This window comes from Gammaproteobacteria bacterium (assembly GCA_034522055.1).
GTDB lineage: Bacteria > Pseudomonadota > Gammaproteobacteria > JAABTG01 > JAABTG01 > JAABTG01.
Map to the genome: position 1 here is coordinate 183,712 of JAXHLS010000006.1, position 20,000 is coordinate 203,711.

Here is a 20,000-nt window from a genome sequence, read left to right on the forward strand (position 1 = left end):
ATGGAATTCTTTACCGACATGTGGATGGCACTGCCCGAGGGCCTGCGCGCCGTGCTCGCCGCCAGCACCAAGATCATGATGGTGGTGGGGCCCCTGATGCTGGCCGTGGCCTACGTCACCCTGGCCGAGCGCAAGATCATCGGTTTCATCCAGGTGCGCATCGGACCGAACCGCGTGGGCTTCTTCGGCCACAGCCTGTGGGGCCTGGGGCAGCCCATCGCCGACGCCGTCAAGCTGCTGTTCAAGGAGATCGTGCTGCCCAGCGGCGCCAACCGGGTGCTGTTTCTCATCGCCCCCATGCTCTCCCTCGGTCCGGCCCTGGCGGCCTGGGCGGTGCTGCCCCTGAACGCCGAGTTCGTCATCGCCGACATCAACGCCGGCCTGCTCTACATCCTGGCCATGACCTCCGTCGGGGTCTACGGCGTCATCGTGGCGGGGTGGGCCTCCAATTCCAAGTACGCGTTCCTCGGCGCCATGCGCTCGGCCGCCCAGATCGTGGCCTACGAGATCGCCATGGGCTTTGCCCTGGTGGTGGTGCTGATGGCCGCCGGCAGCCTCAATATTCGCGACATCGTCCTGGCCCAGGAGGGCGGCGTCCTCGGCTGGTTCTGGGCCCCGCTGCTGCCCATGTTCGTGGTCTATTTCATCTCCGGGGTGGCGGAGACCAACCGCGCGCCTTTCGACGTCGCGGAAGGGGAGTCGGAGATCGTCGCCGGCTTCCACGTGGACTATTCGGGCATGGCCTTCGCCGTGTTCTTCCTGGCCGAGTACGCCAACATGATCCTCATCGCGGCCCTGGCGGCCATCCTGTTCCTCGGGGGCTGGCTGTCGCCCTTCGAGGGCACCGCCCTGGGCTCTCTGCCCCTGCTGGGCAACGGCATGCATTGGCTGCTGCTGAAGATCGCCCTGTTCGTGTTCCTCTATCTGTGGTTCCGGGCCACCTTCCCGCGCTACCGCTATGACCAGATCATGCGCCTGGGCTGGAAGGTCTTCATCCCCGTCACCCTGGTTTGGCTGGTGGTGGTGGGGGCGGCGGTCATGTATCCGCCCCTGTGGGGCTGGCTCACGGGCTTCGGGCTGGTGGCCGTGGCGTTGACCCTGCTGCTGGTGGTGGTGCGGGGGGCAGTGAAACCGAGCGGGGTGATCATGCCATGAACGGATTCCGCCATTTCTTCAAGAGCTTCATGCTGTGGGAACTGCTGGTGGGCATGCGCCTCACCGGACGCTACCTGTTCAAGCGCAAGGTGACGGTGCAGTACCCGGAAGAGAAGACCCCGATGTCGCCGCGCTTCCGGGGCCTCCACGCCCTGCGCCGCTATCCCAACGGCGAGGAGCGCTGCATCGCCTGCAAACTGTGCGAGGCGGTGTGCCCGGCCCTGGCCATTACCATCGACTCCGAGGTGCGCGAGGATGGCAGCCGGCGTACCACGCGTTACGACATCGACCTGGTGAAATGCATCTTCTGTGGCTTCTGCGAGGAGTCGTGTCCCGTGGATTCCATCGTCGAGACTCGGATCCACGAGTACCACGGCGAGAAGCGCGGCGACCTCTACATGACCAAAGACAAACTGCTGGCGGTGGGTGATAAATGGGAGGCCCAGATTGCCGCAGACCGGGCGGAGGACGCACGGTATCGCTGAAGGCGCGGGGTGCCGATAGGGTGTTTCGCAAACGACAACAGGGCGGGGGGAATAAAGGCGGCGCAGCGGTGCCGGCCTGATCAACATGAGTCAGCTAGTCATCTTCTTCGTCTTCGCGGCGATGCTGGTATTCGCCGGGGTCATGGTGATCACCGTGCGCAACGCCGTGCATTCCGCCCTGTTCCTGGTGCTCGCCTTCTTCTCCAGCGCGGCCATCTGGCTCCTCATGGAGGCGGAGTTCCTGGCCATCGTCCTGGTGTTGGTGTACGTGGGCGCGGTGATGGTGCTGTTCCTGTTCGTGGTCATGATGCTGGATGTCAACACGGCACGCCTCAAGGAGGGCTTCATCCGCTATCTGCCCGTGGGGCTGCTGGTGGCGGTACTCATCGCCTTCCAACTCATCATGGTGGTGGGAGGCGAGCGCTTCGGCCTCGAGGACTATCCCAAGCCGGTGCCCAAGGCCGCGGACTACAGCAACACCGAAGCCCTGGGGGCGGTGCTGTATACCGAGTATCTCCTCGCCTTCGAGGTGGCGGCGGTGATCCTGCTGGTGGCCATCGTGGCCGCCATCTCCCTCACCATGCGCCGGCGCGCCACGGTCAAGCATCAGAAGCCCGAGGTCCAGGTGGCGGTGCGTCGCGAGGACCGCATCCGCATCGTCTCGATGGCCTCCGAGCCCCGCGACGGCAGGGAGGACGGCTCGTGATACCCCTTTCCTATGTACTCATCCTGGCGGCCATCATGTTCTGCCTGTCCATGGCCGGCATCTTCCTCAACCGCAAGAACGTGATCATCCTGCTCATGTCCATCGAACTCATGCTGTTGTCGGTGAACATGAACTTCATCGCCTTCTCTCATTATCTCGGTGACAACGCGGGCCAGGTGTTCGTGTTCTTCATTCTCACGGTGGCGGCCGCCGAGTCCGCCATCGGTCTGGCGATCCTGGTGGTGCTGTTCCGCAACCGCCAGACCATCAATGTCGCCGATCTGGATACCATGAAAGGTTAGGGCAGTGACCATGGACATGTTCGACATCTATCTGGCCATTCCCCTGGCCCCCCTGGTGGGCGCCCTCATCGCCGGTCTGTTCGGCAAGGCCATCGGGCGCGCCGGGGCCCACTGGGTCACCATCATCGGCGTGGCGCTATCCACCGTGCTCTCCTTCGTGGTCTATAACCACCACGTGCTGGAGGGCGGCGCCGCCTTCAACGGCGCCGTCTATACGTGGGGGCTGAGTGACGGCATCGCCTTCCAGGTGGGCTTCCTCATCGATCAACTGTCCGCCACCATGATGGTGGTGGTGACCTTCGTGTCCCTCATGGTGCACATCTACACCATCGGCTACATGCACGACGATCCGGGTTACCAGCGCTTCTTCAGCTACATCTCCCTGTTCACCTTCTCCATGCTCATGCTGGTGATGTCCAACAACTTCCTGCAGCTGTTCTTCGGCTGGGAGGCGGTGGGGCTGGTGTCCTACCTGCTCATCGGCTTCTGGTTCGACCGGGAATCGGCCATCTATGCCAACATGAAGGCCTTCCTGGTGAACCGGGCAGGGGATTTCGGCTTCCTGCTGGGGATCTCGGCGGTGCTGATGTACTTCGGTACCCTGGACTATGCCGAGGTGTTTGCCCGGGCGCCCGAGTTCGTGGGTACCACCATGGAGATCATCCCCGGTGCCGAGTGGTCCCTGTTCTCGGTCATCTGCATCCTGCTGTTCATCGGCGCCATGGGGAAATCCGCCCAATGGCCGCTGCACGTGTGGCTGCCCGATTCCATGGAAGGCCCGACGCCCATCTCGGCCCTCATCCATGCCGCCACCATGGTGACCGCCGGCATCTTCATGGTGAGCCGCATGTCGCCGCTGTTCGAGCTCTCGGAGACGGCCCTGTCCTTCGTCCTCATCATCGGCGCCATCACCGCCTTCTTCATGGGGCTGCTGGGGCTGGTGCAGAACGACATCAAGCGGGTGGTGGCTTACTCCACCTTGTCCCAACTGGGCTACATGACGGTGGGCCTGGGGGCCTCGGCCTATGCGGCGTCCATGTTCCATCTCGGCACCCACGCCTTCTTCAAGGCCCTGCTGTTCCTGGGGGCGGGGGCCGTGATCATCGCCATGCATCACGAGCAGGACATGCGCCGCATGGGCGGGTTGCGTAAATACATGCCCATCACCTATGCCACCGCCCTCATCGGCTCCCTGGCCCTCATCGGCTTTCCGGGCTTCTCGGGCTTCTTCTCCAAGGATGGCATCATCGAGGCGGTGCACCATTCGGAGCTGTGGGGAGCCGACATCGCCTATATGGCCGTGCTGTCGGGGGTGTTCGTCACCGCCCTGTATTCCTTCCGCATGTTCTTCATGACCTTCCACGGGCGCGAGCGCATGGACGACCATACCCGGGAGCACCTCCACGAGGCCCCATGGGTGGTCACCGGGCCGTTGATATTGCTGGCCATCCCGTCGGTGATCATCGGTTGGTGGTGGGCCGAGCCCATGCTGTTTGGCGGCTATTTCGGCGAGGCCATTTTCGTCGCCCCCGAGCACGATACCCTGGCCCGCCTGGGGCAGGACTACCATGGGCTGGTGGCGTTCCTGCTCCACGGCATCATGGCGCCACCCTTCTGGCTGGCGGCGCTGGGGGTGCTCACGGCCTGGTTCCTGTACATCAAACGCCCCGATCTGCCGGCGCAGATCGTGGCGCGCATACGGCCCCTTCATACTATTCTGGTGGAGAAGTATGGTCACGACCGTTTCAACGACTGGTTCTTCGGCGGCGGCACCCGTGGCCTCGGTACCTTGTTGTGGCGGGTGGGGGATATGGGTCTCATCGACGGCCTGATGGTGAACGGATCGGCCCGGGTGGTGGGATGGTTCTCGGGGGTCTTCCGGCGCATCCAGACGGGGTACCTGTATACCTACGCCTTCGCCATGATCATCGGACTGCTGCTGTTGCTGCAGTTCGCCGTCGGCGGCCTGTGAGAGGGATGAGTAGAGATGCTGTTTGAAAAACTTCCCCTTCTGAGCCTGCTGGTGTGGCTGCCCATCCTGGGCGGGGCGTGGATCCTGGTCGCCGGCGAGAAGAATGCGGTGGGCGCACGGGTCATCGCCCTGCTGGTATCCCTCGCCACCTTGCTGCTGTCCATCCCCCTCTATACGGGCTTCGATACCACCACCCCGGCCATGCAGTTCGTGGAGAAGCTGCCCTGGATCGAGGCCTTCAGCATCAACTATCACCTGGGGGTGGATGGCTTTTCCATGCCCCTGATCCTGCTCACCGCCTTCACCACGGTGCTGGTGGTGATCTCGGCCTGGGAGGTGATCCAGTACAAGATCGGCCAGTATATGGCGGCCTTCCTCATCATGGAGGGCCTGATGATCGGCGTGTTCGCGGCCATGGACGCCATGCTGTTCTACGTGTTCTGGGAGGCCATGCTCATCCCCATGTTCCTGATCATCGGTATCTGGGGCGGGCCCAACCGCATCTACGCCACCATCAAGTTCTTCCTCTACACCTTCCTCGGCTCGGTGTTCATGCTGGTGGCGCTGCTCTATCTCTACGGCCAAGCCGGGAGCTTCGCCATCCATGATATGCACGCGGTCTCCATCGGCTTGTCGGCGCAGATTCTCATCTTCCTGGCCTTCCTCATCGCCTTCGCGGTGAAGGTGCCCATGTGGCCGGTGCATACCTGGCTGCCCGATGCCCACGTCGAGGCTCCCACCGGCGGCTCGGTGGTGCTGGCGGCCATCATGCTGAAAATGGGTGGCTACGGCTTCCTGCGCTTCAGCCTGCCGATCACCCCCGATGCCAGCCGCGAGTTGGACTGGCTCATGATCGCCCTGTCCCTCCTCGCCGTGGTCTATATCGGCTTCGTGGCCATCGTCCAGAAGGACCTCAAGAAGCTGGTGGCCTACTCCAGCATCTCCCACATGGGCTTCGTCACCCTGGGCTTCTTCGTGGCCTTCGCCATCCTGGAAAACACCGGGGATATTCGGGGGGCGGCCCTGGGCATGGAAGGGGGCATGATGCAGATGATCTCCCATGGCTTTATCTCCGGCGCCCTGTTCCTGTGCGTGGGGGTGCTCTACGACCGCATGCACACCCGCGAGATCGGGGCCTACGGCGGCGTAGCCAATCCCATGCCGGTATTCGCCGCCTTCATGATGCTGTTCATCATGGCCAACTCGGGCCTGCCGGGCACCTCGGGCTTCGTGGGCGAGTTCATGGTCATCCTGTCCAGTTTCCACGCCAGCTTCTGGTACGCCTTCCTCGCCGCCAGCACCCTGTTGCTCGGAGCCACCTACAACCTGTGGATGTACAAGCGCGTCATCTACGGCAAGGTGGCCAACGACGAGGTGCGGGGGCTCGGTGACCTGAGCGCCCGCGAGTTCCTGATCCTCGCGGTCCTGGGGGTGGTGGTCATCCTCTTCGGCGTCTGGCCCCAGCCCCTCCTCGAGGTCATGCATCCCACGGTGGAGCATCTGATTGGGCATATGGTGGAGTCGAAGCTTTGAGGGGAATGGGGCAAGGGAATAGTTAATAGTGAATAGTGAATAGTGAATAGGGAATAGGGAATAGCGGGAAGCCAAGTGGGCATGGGTAAGGTGAAGCTCAGGGGAGACCGGAATGGATGCCGATGTGAAGTGGAGACGCCACTATAGGCTTGAGGTATGGAAACAGGGGATCGTTCTCGTCAAGGCCGTTTACGACCTAACCCGACGGTTTCCCAATGATGAGCGATATGGTCTGTGCACGCAGCTTCGTAGGGCGGCCATATCGGTCCCGAGCAATATTGCGGAGGGTGTCGCGCGAACAAGCGACAAAGAGTTGTTGAGGTTCTTGGATATAGCAAGTGGCTCGCTCAGTGAAGTGGATACACAGCTTATCATTGCCAGCGAACTGGGATATCTGCGGAGAGATGATGAAATTTTTCAAAGAGTGGCCAATGAGTCCCGTCTCCTTGCTGGATTCATCAGGAGTGTCCAGGATGTCCGGAGACGTCCCTAAAGCTATTCCCTATTCCCTGCCTCCAGAAATGACCGCCTTCGTCGCCATCACTCCCGAGCTGTTCCTCCTCACCATGGCCTGCGTGGTGCTCATCGTCGACGCCTTCCTGCCCGACGCCTATCGGGCGGTGACCTACCAGCTGGCCCTCATGACCCTGGTCATCACGGGGGGGCTTACGGTGGCCCTGTATCCCGACGAGCCCCAGGTGGTGTTCCATGGCGCGGCGGTGGTGGATGGTATGGGCTCGGTGCTGAAGGCCTTCATCGCCGGCATCGCCTTCTTCGCCTTCACCTATTCCAAGGACTACCTGCGGGAGCGCAACGTCTTCAAGGGCGAGTACTACGTCCTCGGCCTGTTCGCGGTGCTCGGCATGATGATCATGGTGTCGGCCCACAGCCTGCTCACCGTCTACCTGGGCCTGGAACTGTTGTCCCTGTGCCTCTACGCCATGGTGGCCATGCACCGGGATTCCGCGGATGCCTCCGAGGCGGCCATGAAGTACTTCGTGCTGGGGGCCCTGGCCTCGGGCATGCTGCTCTACGGTATTTCCATGATCTACGGCGGCACCGGCACCGTGGACCTCGGGGAAATCGCCCAGGTGGTGGCCAGTGGCGACATCGTGGATGACACGGTGCTGGTGTTCGGGCTGGTGTTTCTGGTGGTGGGTCTCGCCTTCAAGCTGGGCGCCGTGCCCTTCCACATGTGGTTGCCCGACGTCTACCACGGCGCCCCCACGGCCGTGACCCTGTTCATCGGTTCGGCGCCCAAGATGGCGGCCTTCGCCATGGTGATGCGGGTGCTGGTGGACGGTCTCGAAGGCCTGCAGGCCGACTGGCAGGCCATGCTGATCATCCTCGCCGTCCTGTCCATGGCGGTGGGCAATGTCATCGCCATCGCCCAGACCAACCTCAAACGCATGTTCGCCTATTCCACCATCGCTCATGTGGGCTTTCTAATCCTCGGGATCCTTGCGGGTACCGAGGCGGGCTACGCCGCTTCAATGTTCTACGCCATCGTCTATTCCATCATGAGCCTCGGCGGTTTCGGCATGATCGTGTTGCTGTCCCGGAGCGGCTTCGAGGCCGACCGCCTGGAGGACTTCAAGGGCCTCAACGAGCGCAGCCCGTGGTTCGCCTTCATCATGATGGTGTTCCTGTTCTCCATGGCCGGCGTGCCCCCCTTCGTGGGCTTCTGGGCCAAGTGGTCCGTGCTGCGGGAGGTAGTGGCGGCGGACATGGTGTGGCTCGCCGTGGTGGCCGTGGTGTTCTCCATCATCGGCGCCTTCTACTACCTGCGGATGGTCAAGCTGATGTACTTCGACAAGCCCGATGACGCCAGTCCCATCACCGCCGGGGGTGACCTCCAGGCCGCCGTCAGCATCAACGGCCTCGCGGTGCTGGGCCTCGGCCTCTTCCCCGGGGCCCTGTTGGCGCTGTGCGTGTCCGCCATGGCGGCGGGCTAGTCGGATGTGCTGTCAGCGACCCCTGTGCCGTTACGGGCGGGTTCTTCCCGGATCGCAGGCGGCTGAAGAGCCCCGCTCTTTGGCGGGGCTCATGGCGCTGTCCTTCGTGGTTTCGCCTTTTCCGCCCTCCAGGGCACCCTTCCCTGTCCGCACGGCTTCGAACCCCTTTGTGATCTGCCCGGTTTGCGGGATAGTGGGCGCAGTTCACGCCTGTAGCCGAGGCGGCCGTGGAGCAGGCGCTGCGGGAGACCGAGCGCCGCGGCCTGCGCAGCATCGCCCTGGTGCCTCTGGACAACCGCCATGGCGACCCCGGCATCGGCGTGTTCCTGGACATCCCGGCCTGCCAGCCCTCGCGGCGGCTGGAGCCCGTGAGCCTGGAACGCATCTGGCTTCCCATGCCGAACAGAGACGACCGTGCGAGGCCCTGCTCGAGGGATCAGGTTCCTAAGTTTCTTTGCTCTCAGGCCGCTAAACTGGGTCAAGTAACCGACGATGAAACAGGCGCTTGGAGTGACGGAGCTCGAGCAATTCTCGGGGAGAACCTCGTCGCCCTGGGGAGCGGCCTGCCGGGGTATACGCCGCGGTGCCCGCACGGGCGCGACGCTGGTCCCCTCGCCCTGGCGGTGACCGTGGCCGCCGCTCCCGCCGCCGATCGGGCGGGGGCCACGGCGGTGTTCCAGTTCGACGGCGATCTGCGTTTCGAGCCGGCGGCCGGCCCGCCGGCGGTGGCTGCCGAGATGCCCGAGGCCGAGGCCCTGTGGGGCCGCGTTGGCACTGTGGAGCGGAGGGTACGCGAGCTGCTGGCGGCAGGCCGGCGTGGCCCCGGTGGGGGACTTCTTCCGCCTCGACTGCGCGCCGGCCGATCCCGAGGCCGTGCTCGCCCGGAGCTATGAGACCGAGGCCCGGCGCCGCGCCGACGACCCCTCGCTGGCCCTGCGCCGGTGCGTACAACTACCGTGACGAGAAGGGCGGCGGCGGCACCGCCTTCTTCGACGACGAGAGTTCCGACCAGGACGCCTACCTGGAGCTGTCCTGGGAACTCCTGGGCAACGGCCGGCGCCAGCGGGAGGTGGAGTCGGCGATCTTCCCAGGACCGGGCTGCCGGTCGCCCGCATGTGTCCGCCGCGGAGCGCCGGCGCGAGCGCGATGCCCTGTGCCGGCGCCACGAGCTGCCGGCCTTGTTCCGGTCCGTGCGGGGCCGCCTGCTGCGGGACAAGCTGGCCCTGGTGGAGCCGCTGTACGCCGCCAACCGCGACGCCTATTTCGGGGGCGGCCGGCTGTTGGACGACGTGCTGGCGGTGGAATCGGAGCAGGCGGAGGTGGCGGCCCCCGCGCCGCCCTCCACCGCCTCGAAGGTGACGCCGTCGCGCCTGGACTGGAGCGGGCCACGCCACCCCTACATGGCCCTCGACCTGGACGCCGTGGCCGGCGCCCTGGCCGGGGACGGCGCCCTGCTCCAGACCAACCTGCTCCAGCGCCAGGTGGCCAAGCGGCAGTCCCGCATCGACGATCTCGATCGCCTGCGCCTGTTCTGCGCGCCGAGGCCGGGGACCTCCAGAGTACGCGGCCCTCGACATGGTGGCCGGGGTGCGCTTCACCGTGCCCCTGGACGCACCTGACGAGCCGTTGCTGAGGCTCAGGCTCCAGGAGATCGACGAGCGCACCCGGCTCGCCGCCTGGGAGCGCCGGCTGGATCTGGAGGAGGCCATGCCGCCTCAGGACCAGGCCGTGCGCGCGCGCAACGCCAGGATTATCGCGTGTTGCGGGCCCTGGAGCGGGTCCGGCGCTCCCTGGCCTAGCGCCGTCTCTACCCCGGCGAGGCGGACCTGTACACGGCGCTGACCCGGGCCATCGACCTGGTGGATGCGACCCTCGAGGCGGTGACCGCGCGGGAGGAGGTCTACCGGCGCGTCAACGAGGTGCTGCGCCAGGCCGGCCTGGCCTTCGAGCCCCGCTTCGTCAGCGTGGTCCGTTCCAAGGGCCCCGGCTACCGTGCCCGCACCGGCGAGCGCAGCCTCTACGCGTGGTCGCGGTCTTTCAACACCGTCCCCAACGCCGTTATCCACGAGCTGGCGGCGGCCAAGGGCCTGGACGAGCTGCTGGTGTCCGCCGGCCGCGCCGTCGACGGCGCCAAGCTGCGCCGGCTGCTGGAGTCCGCCCGCGAGCGCGGCACCCGGGTGTCGCTGGTGCTGGCCCACAACCCCTGGGCGCTGCCGGCCAACCATGCCGCCGCCGTCGCCCGGGCCCTGGAAACGGCGCGGCTGCATCCGGACATCCATCTCGACGTGGAGCCCCACACCCTGCCGGGCTTCGATGCCGAGCGCGAGCGCCATCTCCATGACTTCGTGGCCCTGGTGGGCAAGGTGCGCGCGGCCCTGCCGGACGGGACCCGCCTGAGCGTGGCGGTGCCGGTGTTCTGGGACGTGGCCTCGGCTGCCGCCCGCCTGCGCGGGGCCTGCGTGAACGGCGTCTACCTGATGGCCTTGCGGATCCCAGAGCCCGGCGCGTATCGTTCGCCGCATCGGGCCCGTTATCGATGCCGTGGGGACGGGGCCGCTGGTGGTGGTGTTGCGCACCGCGGACTTCGCCGACGAAGCGGCCCTGGAGCGCGCCTTCGATCACGTCGCTGCCGCCACCGGCATCCGCCGCTTCGGCATTCACAAGCTCGCCGGCTACCTGGAGCTGGTGGAGTCCGGTCGGTGAAGCTGCGCAACCGCAAGAGCCATGTCACCCGCCTGGCCGAGGGCGAGGCCCCGGCGAGCCGCGGCTCGTGGGCCACCAAGTGGTTCTACTACCTGCTGCTCATCGCTATCGCCGGCTATGCCGGCTGGCACCTGCTGCACTACATCCTGTACCTGGAGGTACGGGGCCAGATCGAGGTGGAGAAGACCCGCCTGGCCTCACCCCGCGGCGGCATCGTGGAGCGCATCGCGGTGCTCGAGGGGCAGCGGGTGGTGGCCGGCCAGGCGCTGGCGGTCATCGGCCCGGAGGAGGCCTGCCCGCCGCAGGCCCCACCGAAGCTCGACAGGCTGGAACTCGACCTCGCCATGGACCGCAGCCGCTGGCCCTGCTCGAGCGGGAGCTGGCCGAAAAGGGAAGCCGCCTCGCCGCCCTGGACCTGCGCCGGGCTTTGGAACTGGACGAGGAGCGCCGCCGCGAGGCCCACGACCTGCGTCGTGAGCTGGATGAACTCCGGGCCGACGCCCGGCTGCTGGAAAGCCAGATCGGTCTCAAGGCCGAGAATCTGCGGGCGGCCCGTGCCGAGGTGGTGGAAACTCCACCGGAGTGCCTGGCTCTAACCGTCCGGGCGCCCTTTGCCGGCCGCGTCACGGCCGTGCTCCTGCGCCCGCACGAGTACCTGCGCCGCGGTCAGGCCCTGTTCATGCTCAGCCCGGATGAGGGCCCGGTGCGGGTGGAGGCCTACCCGGAGCAGGAGGACACCACACGCTGGTACGAGGGCGCGGTGGTCAGCGTGCTGCTGCCCGACGGCAGCCGCACCCTGGGTCGGGTGGCGGAGCTGCGCTCAGCGGCCTACGACGGCACACCGCGAGCGCGAGGACTACGTGCCGGTGGAATCCCGGCCGCGGGTGCACGTGCTGCCCCCCGACGACGGCACGGCGGAAGCTGGCGGGGTTTCGACCGCATGGAGTCCACGTGAGGCAGAGCGATGGAGGCATTCGGTATTCGTATCCGACAAGTCCCGGCTGGCGGCGCGGGGACATCCCCACCGTGGCCCACGACAAGCTGGGGACATCAACGGCGACGAGATCCGGTATTGGCTGGTGGACGGGCGTAACCCCGGGTCCGCCAGGAGACCCTGCGCGCCATCCGCAGAACCCGGCGCCCCACGTCTACCTCAAGCCCGTGGTGCTGCTGGTGGCAGACGGGACCCCGGACGACGCCTTCCTGGGCCAGGCCGATGCCTGGTTCCCCTTCGCCGACATAGGCGCGACCTCCCGCGGGACAAGGCCCGGGCGTTTCAGGACATTCGCCGCTACATGGCCGGCCTGCCCGGTGCCGAGAACGCCACCGATACCAACCTGGCCTTCAAGGTGCTGCGCTTCATGGCCAGCCGCGACCTGGATCTGGCCGCGCTCATGACCGCCGACCACCGCGCGGGTTTCGTCTATCCGCCGCTGGTGCCCTTCTTCGCCGCCGAGGACGATGCCACCCTGAGGGTGCTGGACTTCCTGGACGAGCAACGCCTGGTGCGCGGCGAGTTCCAGTCCAAGGCCCACTTCTGTCACCACTGCGGCAGCGCCTTCCTCAACTTCCTCGAGACCTGCCCTCATTGTGGCTCCGCCGATCTGCTGGTGGACGAACTCATCCACCACTTCAAGTGCGCCCACACGGCGCCGTCCCGCGACTTCCGCCAGGGCGAGCAGCTGGTGTGCCCCAAGTGCACCCGGCGGCTGCGCCATATCGGCGTGGATTACGACAAGCCGTCCATCGTCTACACCTGCAACCAGTGCAGCCACGCCTTTCAGGACCCCGTGGTGGACACCGCCTGCTACCATTGCCAGCGCTCCGCCGCGCCGGAGCACCAGGTCCACCGCGAGATCAAGCGCTACACGGTCTCGGCCATCGGGAAGAACACCGCCATGTACGGACTGGATACCCTGTTTTCGAGCCTGCTGGAGTCTGAGTTGAACCTCCAGGGCTACGATACCCTCGGTGCTTGCTTCCGGGTGAAGCGGGCCCGCATGGCCGCTACCAGAAGTCCGCCAGCTCGCTGCTCATCGTATCCCTGGCCGACCTCGACCAGGTCTACCTGGAGGCCGGCGCCCGCGCCGAGGAGATCTTCGGCGAACTGGGCCAGCTGTTCCGGGCGGTGCTGCGGGACTCCGACGTGCTCACCGCCCGCAGCGAGTCGGTGTTCATCATCCTGCTCACCGAGACCGATGTGGTGGCTGCCGAGCGGGCCCTGGAGCGCCTGCGGGAGCGGCTCACCGAACTGCTGGAGGTGAACCTGGGCCGTGACCCCAACATAAAGGCCCAGATGCTCGCGGTGGCGGAGGACCTGGACCTCGACGACGCGGTGGAGCGCTTCTTGAAGACCCAGCTGTTCCTTGATGATGTCCGCTCGTTTCTCGAGGATCTGACCTGGCTGGAGGCGCTCTACTACTTCTGGCCCTTCTTCCTCATCGACTTCTTCCGTTACATGCTGCTGGAGCTGGTGTTGGTGCCGGCCTTCCTGGTGGCGTCGGCGCAGCCGCCGCGAGCGCGCCCGGCGCCAGGCGGCGCGGGCCCGGCTTTTCGGTGACCGGCCGCTGGTGTCGGTGATCGCCCCGGGCAAGAACGAGGGCCCCCACCTGCCGCGGCTGCTGGACTCCCTGGCGCGCCAGACCTACCGCACGGTGGAGACCATCGTGGTGGACGACGGCTCGGACGACGATACGCCCGCCATCTGCCGGCGCTACGAGCGTGCCGGCAGGCTGTCCCTGTTCATCAGGAACGAGGTGCGCGGCGGCAAGGCCTCGGCCGCCAACACGGCGCTCAAGTACGCCAAGGGGCGGTTCGTGATCCACGTGGACGCCGACTCGTGGCTTGCCCCCGATGCCCTGGAGAGGATCCTCATCCCCTTCTACCTCGACCCCGAGGTCGGGGCGGTGGGCGGCGATATCCGCGTCAGCAACGTGCATGCCACCTTCGCCACCCGGCTGCAGACCATCGAGTACATGAAGGCCCTGTCCACCGGGCGCACGGTGGCCACCATGCTCGGCATCCTGCGCATCATCGCCGGTGCTGACGGCGCCTGCCGTCGCGACACCCTGGAACCGGGTGGGGGGCTGGGACGTGGGTCCGGGGCTGGACGGCGACCTGGACGGTGAAGATCGGGAGATTGGGATCGCAAAGGTCCTGCACGAGCCCACCGCGGCCTGCTATACTCACGTGCCGGACTCGTTCCGCAAGCTGGCGCGCCAGCGCTACCGCCGGGACCGCTCCATGGTGCGCTTTCGGATGCGCAAGCACCGACGACATCCTGCTGCCCTCGGCGAGCTTCCGGCTGCGCAACTTCGTATCGTCGGGGCGAGAAACATTTTCTTCAACGTCCTGATGAACCTGAAGTGGTGGGTCTACATCTTCCAGATCATGCTCTTCCACCCGACCCAACTGCCGGTCATCTTCTTCATCAACTACGTGCTCTACACCCTGGCCAACGTGGTCGAAGGTGGCCGCGGCGTTTCTGCTGTTCGGGCGCTGGCTGCGGCCGGTGGAGGGCCGCATGTCCCTGTTCGTACCCCTGGTGCCGTTGTATACCGGCATCTAGCTCCGCATGGTGCGCACCTTCGCCTGTGCTCATGGAGTTCGTTCACCGTGTCTCCTACCTCGACCGCTGGAACTTCCGTGGAAGGTGGGCGGGCGGACGCGCGCGAGCGGCTTTGATGTGTCCCGCGTATTGGGCCTGCGCCAGCGTTTGACGAACGTCGCACAAGGTCGCCCTCTTGTACGTCTCCAGTGTCGCCTGTCGGGAGCCCTCGAAGGGGCACAACTGGGGCGCAATCCGCCGTGACGATCGCCTGCAGCCGCCCGCTGCGGCACGGCGGGCAGGGATAACTGGCGTCTTCGTGTTGTGCGGCGCCGTCGTTTTGCTCCGGTGAGATGGGGACGGCCAGCGCCTCACGGCGCTGTGCGAGCTGCTCCTTGCGGCCCCGGTTGGCCAGCAAGCCGAAGTGGCGGATCCGCATCAGTGTCATCGTCGTCCCTTCTCGCAGTCAGACCCATATCGGGCCAACTGAGGGTGTTGACGACAGAAGAACCGCCGGCGTGTATGGAAGGGGAGCTACCGCGTAGTGGTTTAGTTCAGCGAACCTTATGCAGATTTAATGCAGCCATTAGCGATTTAGTTTGAAATGGCAAAAAATCTAATAACTAAACCTGATCTTATATTCCCACCGCAAGGAGTGCGTTATGAAGAGACTGAATGGTCCGCTTCCCTGCCGGTCCTCGGCGGGTTCCGCCAGGCGGAGACGGTGGAAGGCCGCATCGCCGCTATGTCTAACAAGGCCGGCACCCTCCAGATTAACGTCAAGGGCAAGGGCCAAGTGGTGGTACGCACGCGACGGCAACACCCGGTATGAGAACGCGGCCGGTTTCAAGGACCTCGGGCCCCCGATTTGGTGGAGGTGCAGCGGGAGGAGGGCAAGCCCGCCTCCAGCGTCGAGAAGATTCGGTCCTTGGCCTGCCCCCCGGTGTGGAGATTCACGTCAAAGAACTCCTGGGCATCATCACGGATGGGCAGCCCCATCAGTTGTCGACACCCGTCCCCACGTATCTCTTCGCAATGGCCCATATCCCGGGCGCCGGGTCCACCTCCCCCGAGGATGAGGACTTCCCTGGCAGGCTGCCCGCGGACAAGGATATGCTGCTGGTGTTCTATGGCCGCGGTCCCACGTTTCCCGACACCGGCGGGCGGCGGTGGAGCAGGCCGAGGCCGCCGGCCACACCAACCTCAAGGGCTATCTTGACGGCCTGCCGGGCTGGAGCGAGACCAGGTTGCTGCTGCTTTCAGAGGCCTCCTGGCTGGCGATGCACTCGCACCCCCGGCACGTGGTGCTGGACGTGCGGCCTCAGGCCGCGAGCAGCCGTTCCCACATCGAGGGTGCCGTGGCCATGCCCCTGTCCGAGTTGCAGGCCATGAGTCGGCGCTTTATCGAGGGGCAGGAGTCGCCCCGGCTGCCGGGGCTGTCCGACAGGGGCGCGCCGGTCATCGTCTACGCCGACAACCACACTTCCCGGGAGGCCGTGCGGGCCTACCGAGCTGCTGCGCGAGTGGGGCTACGACAGGGCCGCCGTGTTGAAGAACGGTTTCACGGGCTGGGCGGACCGCGGGTCTGCCCACGGTATCAGGCCCCGCCGCCACCCCGAATCGTCTATGAGAATAACCTGGCCCCGGCGCCATCCATCCCGAGGGAATCCGGGGCTGCCCATTCGCCCCCTCTGCCCGTGCGGGCCGTTGCTGGGTTACCATGACCTTTCATACTCAGTGTGGAGATGTGCCAGGGGCGATCGCGACCCTGATCATCGTCCTCTGACGCATCACCCTGGCGCCACAGAGCGGCGCGGGGCAGCCACGCAGACGCCCGGTGTAGACCAATGGCACAGACCTTTCAGTGGACAGAGCGTTTCGAAACCGGCCTGACGGAGGTGGATGATCAGCACCGTCACCTGGTGGATATCATCAATGCCATCGGTGAGCGGGTGCGCGAGAACCTGGAGGTCCCGGTCGATGACATCGCCGCCCTCTACCGGGATCTGCGGGACTATGCCGTCTACCATTTTGCCGAGGAGGAGCGGTTGATGGTGCAGGAAGGGCTCGACGGCGGCCATGTGGAACAGCATCAGGCCCAGCACCGCTACTACCTGGCAGAGGTCGAACGTCTCTACGGCCGGTTGTCTGCCGAGGCAGTTGCCGAGATCCGTTCCATCCTGAAGTTCCTGACGTCGTGGCTGGTCTACCATATCCTGGGTACCGACCAGGCCATGGCCCGCCAGATGGAACGCATCCATGCCGGCATGACGCCGCGCCAGGCATTGCTTGCCGAGGCCGATGAACGACGGGATGCCACCGAGCCGCTGCTGGCCGCCCTAAATGGGCTGTTCGAGCAGGTGGCCGAGCGCAACCGGGAGTTGGAGGCGCTGAACGAAGATCTGGAACACCGCGTCGCCACGCGCACCGAGGAACTCGCTGGTCTGGTGGCGCGGCTGGAGGCGGAGAAGGTGGAGTCGCCAGCGCCTCGGGGCGGCCCTGGCCGAGGCCAACCGGCACCTGGAGGACGTGGCGAATACCGATGTCCTCACCGGCCTGCCCAACCGTCGTCATGCCATGGCACAGATGGAGCGCCTGTGGGGAGAAGCGGTTGCAGAAAATGGGCCTCTCGCCGTGATCATGATCGATGCCGATGATTTCAAACCCGTCAACGATACCTTCGGCCACGATGCCGGCGACGAGGTGTTGATAAGGGTCGCGAGGGAGTTGCGCCATGCCGTGCGCAGCGATGACTTGGTGTGCCGTATGGGTGGCGACGAGTTCCTCGTCATCTGTCCCCGTACCCCGCTGGAAGGCGCCGAGCAGGTGGCGGCCAACGCCTGGCGCCGCATCAGTGCCCTGCGCGTGCCGGTGGGCGATGGTGAGTGGCGGGGCAGTATCAGTGCCGGGGTCGCCGTGCGCCACGCCGGGATGCGTGGTGTCGCCGATCTGATCAAGGATGCCGACGAGGCCGTCTATGCGGCCAAGGCCGCGGGCCGCAATTGTGTTCGTTCCAGTCCCGGGGAAGCGGTCTGATGCCTGGAACGATTGGGCAAGGACTCGGTGCCCCCGGATGGATTTGAGGTCTCTCGAAGCGACTCCGGAGGCGCGTCCCTCGACGGTCTTCACGTTATCTGCACGGGTCTGTTTGGGCCAGTCCTTGTGGCGGAACCGCTCCAGCTTGTCCGGCTCTTGGATGATGATGGTGCTGTCCCTGGTTGGCTGATCCAGCCGTGGTTGCGAATTCGGAGATCACCGGCCGCGGGTCTCTACGGTGACGCCCACGGCGGCAGCCAGATCGGCTCGGCGCGCCGGGAGGCCGGTGATGGGCTGGAGGGGTTCCTCCGTGGAGTGACGTTGGAGCAGGTAGTCCGCCACCTGGGAGCGCGCGCCCTGGAGGGACATCTGCCGGATCTGCCCGATGAGGTAGTGGGACCGCCGGCTCAACTGGACAGCATGGTCCAAGTGAGTTCCGGGTGCTGGTGCAGATATCGGGTGAAGCCGAAGGCATCGATGCGCACCAGCAAGGCGTCACCACCGCCAGTGCCGACACCGGGTAACCCTGGCCGGAGAACATGGCGGCCTCGGCGAAGGATTCCGTAGGCGAGATGAATTCGATGATCTTCCGCTGGTCCCGGTTGTTGGTGACGAAGAGTTTGACCAGGCCGGAGACCACGATAAAAAAGGCGCCGCAAGGCGCTCCCTCATGGAAGATAAAATCGTCTTCCGCGTAATCGACCATCCGTGACATGCGAGCGATGGCCTCCCGGTGCGCGGGGTCGAAACTCGCCAGCAACGGTGTTTCTCCAAGTATCTTGTTCAGTTCTCCCGGCATGGTCTAATCCTCGTATCTTCGGAGGGGCGCTATATACGGGGCCTCGAACACACATTGAATCGCAATTTGCTGATTCACGTTGATCCCGGTCAAGGTTTTGTCCCCCAAATTAATTGGGCTCTTCAGGGAAATTTGGGTAAAAACGTAGGAGGAAATCCCTTAATCGAGTCTAGAAATTCGGCTCCTGCACTGGATTCGTGGGTGTGGCGAGAAGAATTTCCTCTCGCCAAGATCGCCAAGTACGCCAGGGGAGCGGCAATTCTTTTCCAGCCGATTGACGATGCGGGTGATGCCGTGCCTTTTGCGCGCTTCGCCGAATTTGAGTCTCGGTACTCGAATGGAATCGAGACTTGCCTTTCAACCTCTAAGCCTCCCACTGGCGTCTTCCGTCACGTTCCCAATCCCTTGGTGTTCTTGGCGAGAGCCTTCTTCTTTTGTGCTATTTCGTGTCTTTCGTGGTTACAGTTCTTCGCCTTAGATGGTCCGGTTCATGGCAGGCAGGACGAGTAACATGATGGTCGCCACCTTTCCAGTTCGGTGCCTGGAACGTGAGACGGCTTTCCGATGCCTCGTGTCGCGTCGTTTCCTGTGTTCGACAAACGATTGAAATATATTGTTTTTTCATAGCTGGCACTGCCCTTGCAACAGCCCCTCCACAACCAACGGGACGGCCGTGAGCCGTCCCTCTCAGGAGGGGTGGACGATGACAGAGACCTTCAACGAGGTGACGCGCCGCCAGGGCATCACCCGGCGCAGTTTCCTCAAGTATTGCAGCCTGACGGCCGCGGCCCTGGGGCTGGGGTCGGAATTCACGGGGCGCCTGGGCCTTCGTGGAACGGATCTGCGGCGTCTGTACCGGCTGCCACGCCCTGGCCTCGGTGCGGGCAGTGGAGGACGCTCCCCGGGTGGTGGACATCAGCCACCTCCAAGAGGCCGATCGGGACCTCATGGACCAAGTGCTGGCCGTGGGGGAGGTGAGCGCGCCGCGCGACGGCAGCCCTCGGTGGCGGGCCCAGGATTCGGCGCCGGCCGGGTATGGCGGTGGAATACCTGGATGAAGGGAGCGGGTGGTGAGGGATACCGTGGGAATTGGGGCCATCCCCGGCCAGGTGAGGAGCCATACCTCTCGCCGCCGCGGCCCCCGCCGTGCCCCTGGACCCGGAAAAGGTGCCCGCCGGCGACCCTACTGGCAGGTGCCCCCGGCACCCCCTTCGGCGGCCGTGCCGGATCACTGGACCTGCCCCAACTGCGACGGTGCCAAGGCCGACTTCATGGTGGTGGCCGGCTCATGAGCCGGGATTCGTCCATGGCGGCGGTCTACCTCGCCGCCGGCCTGGAGGCGGCTTTTCGGCGCATTCAGCGGGAGCGCATGGCGGGCCAGCCCTTCATCAACCCGGGGCTCACCGTGGAGGCGGTGGGCTTCCGGCCCTGGGATCGGTCCTGTCTGAGGGTGCTGGTGACGCCGTGGTCCATGAACCTCATGCTGTTGCCGGTGGAAGGGGAGCAGTGGGCGGATCGCCGCCCGGGGGAGCAGGGGCTGGTGCGATTCCCGTCGGGGACCCATGAGTTTATCCTGGGCGAGGAGGCGGGCATCGGCCGCTATCGCATGTGTTCCCTGTTCTCGCCGGTGCTGGAGTTTCCCCATCAGGCGGTGGCGGTGGCCACGGCCCGGGCGGCCCTGGAGCAGTTGCTGGCACCGCCTGCCGAATCCCGTCAGGGGCGCCCGAGGCCCGCGCCTGGCGGCGCGCCTCGTGCGGCGCCGTTCCGGGTGAGTCGTCGCGAATTCCTGCGCGCCGCACTGAAGTGA

The 20,000-nt window shown here is 65.4% G+C and carries 22 protein-coding genes and 2 pseudogenes; 23 read left to right on the forward strand and 1 reads right to left on the reverse strand.

Annotated features, from left to right (window positions below):
• The first annotated feature begins 18 nt into the window (after positions 1-18).
• The 20 genes from nuoH (at position 19) to U5S82_19510 (ending at position 17,394) form a co-directional block, all read left to right on the forward strand.
• On the forward strand, positions 19-1,155 hold the full coding sequence (gene nuoH / locus U5S82_19415) for an NADH-quinone oxidoreductase subunit NuoH (protein ID MDZ7753751.1): 1,137 nt from the start codon (positions 19-21) through the stop codon (positions 1,153-1,155).
• Positions 1,152-1,640, forward strand: coding sequence for an NADH-quinone oxidoreductase subunit NuoI (gene nuoI, locus U5S82_19420; protein MDZ7753752.1), 489 nt, complete (start codon positions 1,152-1,154; stop codon positions 1,638-1,640). Before nuoH ends, nuoI begins: the two co-directional genes overlap by 4 nt.
• A gap of 85 nt (positions 1,641-1,725) precedes the next feature.
• Positions 1,726-2,346 (forward strand): NADH-quinone oxidoreductase subunit J, encoded by a 621-nt coding sequence (locus U5S82_19425; GenBank protein MDZ7753753.1) that lies wholly within the window; start codon positions 1,726-1,728, stop codon positions 2,344-2,346.
• A complete protein-coding gene (gene nuoK / locus U5S82_19430; protein ID MDZ7753754.1) occupies positions 2,343-2,648 on the forward strand; it encodes an NADH-quinone oxidoreductase subunit NuoK in 306 nt (101 codons plus the stop codon). Before U5S82_19425 ends, nuoK begins: the two co-directional genes overlap by 4 nt.
• A gap of 16 nt (positions 2,649-2,664) precedes the next feature.
• Complete coding sequence (gene nuoL / locus U5S82_19435) at positions 2,665-4,620, forward strand: NADH-quinone oxidoreductase subunit L (GenBank protein MDZ7753755.1); 1,956 nt, start codon at positions 2,665-2,667, stop codon at positions 4,618-4,620.
• A 15-nt stretch (positions 4,621-4,635) separates the two neighbouring features.
• Positions 4,636-6,153, forward strand: coding sequence for an NADH-quinone oxidoreductase subunit M (locus U5S82_19440; GenBank protein MDZ7753756.1), 1,518 nt, complete (start codon positions 4,636-4,638; stop codon positions 6,151-6,153).
• 112 nt (positions 6,154-6,265) lie between these two features.
• The gene (locus U5S82_19445; protein MDZ7753757.1) at positions 6,266-6,646 is read left to right on the forward strand and encodes a four helix bundle protein; all 381 of its coding nucleotides are present in this window, start codon (positions 6,266-6,268) and stop codon (positions 6,644-6,646) included.
• Positions 6,647-6,674: 28 nt separating this feature from the next.
• The gene (gene nuoN, locus U5S82_19450; protein MDZ7753758.1) at positions 6,675-8,108 is read left to right on the forward strand and encodes an NADH-quinone oxidoreductase subunit NuoN; all 1,434 of its coding nucleotides are present in this window, start codon (positions 6,675-6,677) and stop codon (positions 8,106-8,108) included.
• Between the two features lie 227 nt (positions 8,109-8,335).
• Entirely contained in the window at positions 8,336-9,001 is a 666-nt protein-coding gene (locus U5S82_19455; protein ID MDZ7753759.1) for a hypothetical protein, read from the forward strand.
• A 222-nt stretch (positions 9,002-9,223) separates the two neighbouring features.
• Positions 9,224-9,727 (forward strand): hypothetical protein, encoded by a 504-nt coding sequence (locus U5S82_19460; protein ID MDZ7753760.1) that lies wholly within the window; start codon positions 9,224-9,226, stop codon positions 9,725-9,727.
• 240 nt (positions 9,728-9,967) lie between these two features.
• Complete coding sequence (locus tag U5S82_19465; GenBank protein MDZ7753761.1) at positions 9,968-11,407, forward strand: hypothetical protein; 1,440 nt, start codon at positions 9,968-9,970, stop codon at positions 11,405-11,407.
• Positions 11,377-11,766, forward strand: coding sequence for an HlyD family secretion protein (locus tag U5S82_19470; GenBank protein MDZ7753762.1), 390 nt, complete (start codon positions 11,377-11,379; stop codon positions 11,764-11,766). The genes U5S82_19465 and U5S82_19470 overlap by 31 nt, the downstream gene beginning before the upstream one ends.
• 340 nt (positions 11,767-12,106) lie before the next feature.
• Positions 12,107-13,075 (forward strand): hypothetical protein, encoded by a 969-nt coding sequence (locus U5S82_19475; protein ID MDZ7753763.1) that lies wholly within the window; start codon positions 12,107-12,109, stop codon positions 13,073-13,075.
• Positions 12,982-13,371: a hypothetical protein gene (locus U5S82_19480; GenBank protein ID MDZ7753764.1), complete on the forward strand. Its 390-nt coding sequence runs from the start codon at positions 12,982-12,984 to the stop codon at positions 13,369-13,371. Before U5S82_19475 ends, U5S82_19480 begins: the two co-directional genes overlap by 94 nt.
• Positions 13,372-13,381: 10 nt before the next feature.
• Positions 13,382-13,939 carry a glycosyltransferase family 2 protein gene (locus U5S82_19485; GenBank protein ID MDZ7753765.1) on the forward strand — a complete coding sequence of 186 codons (558 nt, stop codon included), beginning with the start codon at positions 13,382-13,384 and terminating at the stop codon, positions 13,937-13,939.
• The gene (locus U5S82_19490) at positions 13,905-14,495 is read left to right on the forward strand and encodes a glycosyltransferase family 2 protein (GenBank protein ID MDZ7753766.1); all 591 of its coding nucleotides are present in this window, start codon (positions 13,905-13,907) and stop codon (positions 14,493-14,495) included. The genes U5S82_19485 and U5S82_19490 overlap by 35 nt, the downstream gene beginning before the upstream one ends.
• A 518-nt stretch (positions 14,496-15,013) precedes the next feature.
• Positions 15,014-15,190 (forward strand): hypothetical protein, encoded by a 177-nt coding sequence (locus tag U5S82_19495; protein ID MDZ7753767.1) that lies wholly within the window; start codon positions 15,014-15,016, stop codon positions 15,188-15,190.
• A gap of 337 nt (positions 15,191-15,527) precedes the next feature.
• A complete protein-coding gene (locus U5S82_19500; protein MDZ7753768.1) occupies positions 15,528-16,082 on the forward strand; it encodes a rhodanese-like domain-containing protein in 555 nt (184 codons plus the stop codon).
• A 123-nt stretch (positions 16,083-16,205) separates the two neighbouring features.
• The gene (locus tag U5S82_19505) at positions 16,206-17,015 is read left to right on the forward strand and encodes a bacteriohemerythrin (GenBank protein ID MDZ7753769.1); all 810 of its coding nucleotides are present in this window, start codon (positions 16,206-16,208) and stop codon (positions 17,013-17,015) included.
• Positions 16,936-17,394 carry a GGDEF domain-containing protein gene (locus U5S82_19510; GenBank protein MDZ7753770.1) on the forward strand — a complete coding sequence of 153 codons (459 nt, stop codon included), beginning with the start codon at positions 16,936-16,938 and terminating at the stop codon, positions 17,392-17,394. The genes U5S82_19505 and U5S82_19510 overlap by 80 nt, the downstream gene beginning before the upstream one ends.
• Before the next feature lie 216 nt (positions 17,395-17,610).
• On the opposite strand, the gene U5S82_19515 is transcribed toward U5S82_19510, so the two are convergent.
• Entirely contained in the window at positions 17,611-17,823 is a 213-nt protein-coding gene (locus U5S82_19515; GenBank protein ID MDZ7753771.1) for a hypothetical protein, read from the reverse strand.
• Between the two features lie 1,170 nt (positions 17,824-18,993).
• On the opposite strand from U5S82_19515, the pseudogene U5S82_19520 reads away from it, so the two are divergent.
• From U5S82_19520 to hybE, 3 genes and pseudogenes are all read left to right on the forward strand, one after another.
• Positions 18,994-19,155: pseudogene (locus U5S82_19520) on the forward strand (nickel-dependent hydrogenase large subunit).
• A 219-nt stretch (positions 19,156-19,374) separates the two neighbouring features.
• Positions 19,375-19,485 (forward strand): annotated as a pseudogene (locus U5S82_19525) (rubredoxin).
• On the forward strand, positions 19,482-20,000 hold the full coding sequence (gene hybE / locus U5S82_19530) for a [NiFe]-hydrogenase assembly chaperone HybE (GenBank protein ID MDZ7753772.1): 519 nt from the start codon (positions 19,482-19,484) through the stop codon (positions 19,998-20,000). The pseudogene U5S82_19525 and the gene hybE overlap by 4 nt, the downstream one beginning before the upstream one ends.

What these genes read in the sequence shown, in the direction of transcription:
- U5S82_19505 (MDZ7753769.1), top strand. Translation starts at nt 16,206, where the DNA reads ATGGCACAGACCTTTCAGTGGACAGAGCGTTTCGAAACCGGCCTGACG.
- nuoI (MDZ7753752.1), top strand. Translation starts at nt 1,152, where the DNA reads ATGAACGGATTCCGCCATTTCTTCAAGAGCTTCATGCTGTGGGAACTG.
- U5S82_19425 (MDZ7753753.1), top strand. Translation starts at nt 1,726, where the DNA reads ATGAGTCAGCTAGTCATCTTCTTCGTCTTCGCGGCGATGCTGGTATTC.
- U5S82_19445 (MDZ7753757.1), top strand. Translation starts at nt 6,266, where the DNA reads ATGGATGCCGATGTGAAGTGGAGACGCCACTATAGGCTTGAGGTATGG.
- nuoL (MDZ7753755.1), top strand. Translation starts at nt 2,665, where the DNA reads ATGTTCGACATCTATCTGGCCATTCCCCTGGCCCCCCTGGTGGGCGCC.
- U5S82_19510 (MDZ7753770.1), top strand. Translation starts at nt 16,936, where the DNA reads ATGGCACAGATGGAGCGCCTGTGGGGAGAAGCGGTTGCAGAAAATGGG.
- nuoH (MDZ7753751.1), top strand. Translation starts at nt 19, where the DNA reads ATGTGGATGGCACTGCCCGAGGGCCTGCGCGCCGTGCTCGCCGCCAGC.
- U5S82_19475 (MDZ7753763.1), top strand. Translation starts at nt 12,107, where the DNA reads ATGGCCGGCCTGCCCGGTGCCGAGAACGCCACCGATACCAACCTGGCC.
- hybE (MDZ7753772.1), top strand. Translation starts at nt 19,482, where the DNA reads ATGAGCCGGGATTCGTCCATGGCGGCGGTCTACCTCGCCGCCGGCCTG.
- nuoN (MDZ7753758.1), top strand. Translation starts at nt 6,675, where the DNA reads ATGACCGCCTTCGTCGCCATCACTCCCGAGCTGTTCCTCCTCACCATG.
- U5S82_19440 (MDZ7753756.1), top strand. Translation starts at nt 4,636, where the DNA reads ATGCTGTTTGAAAAACTTCCCCTTCTGAGCCTGCTGGTGTGGCTGCCC.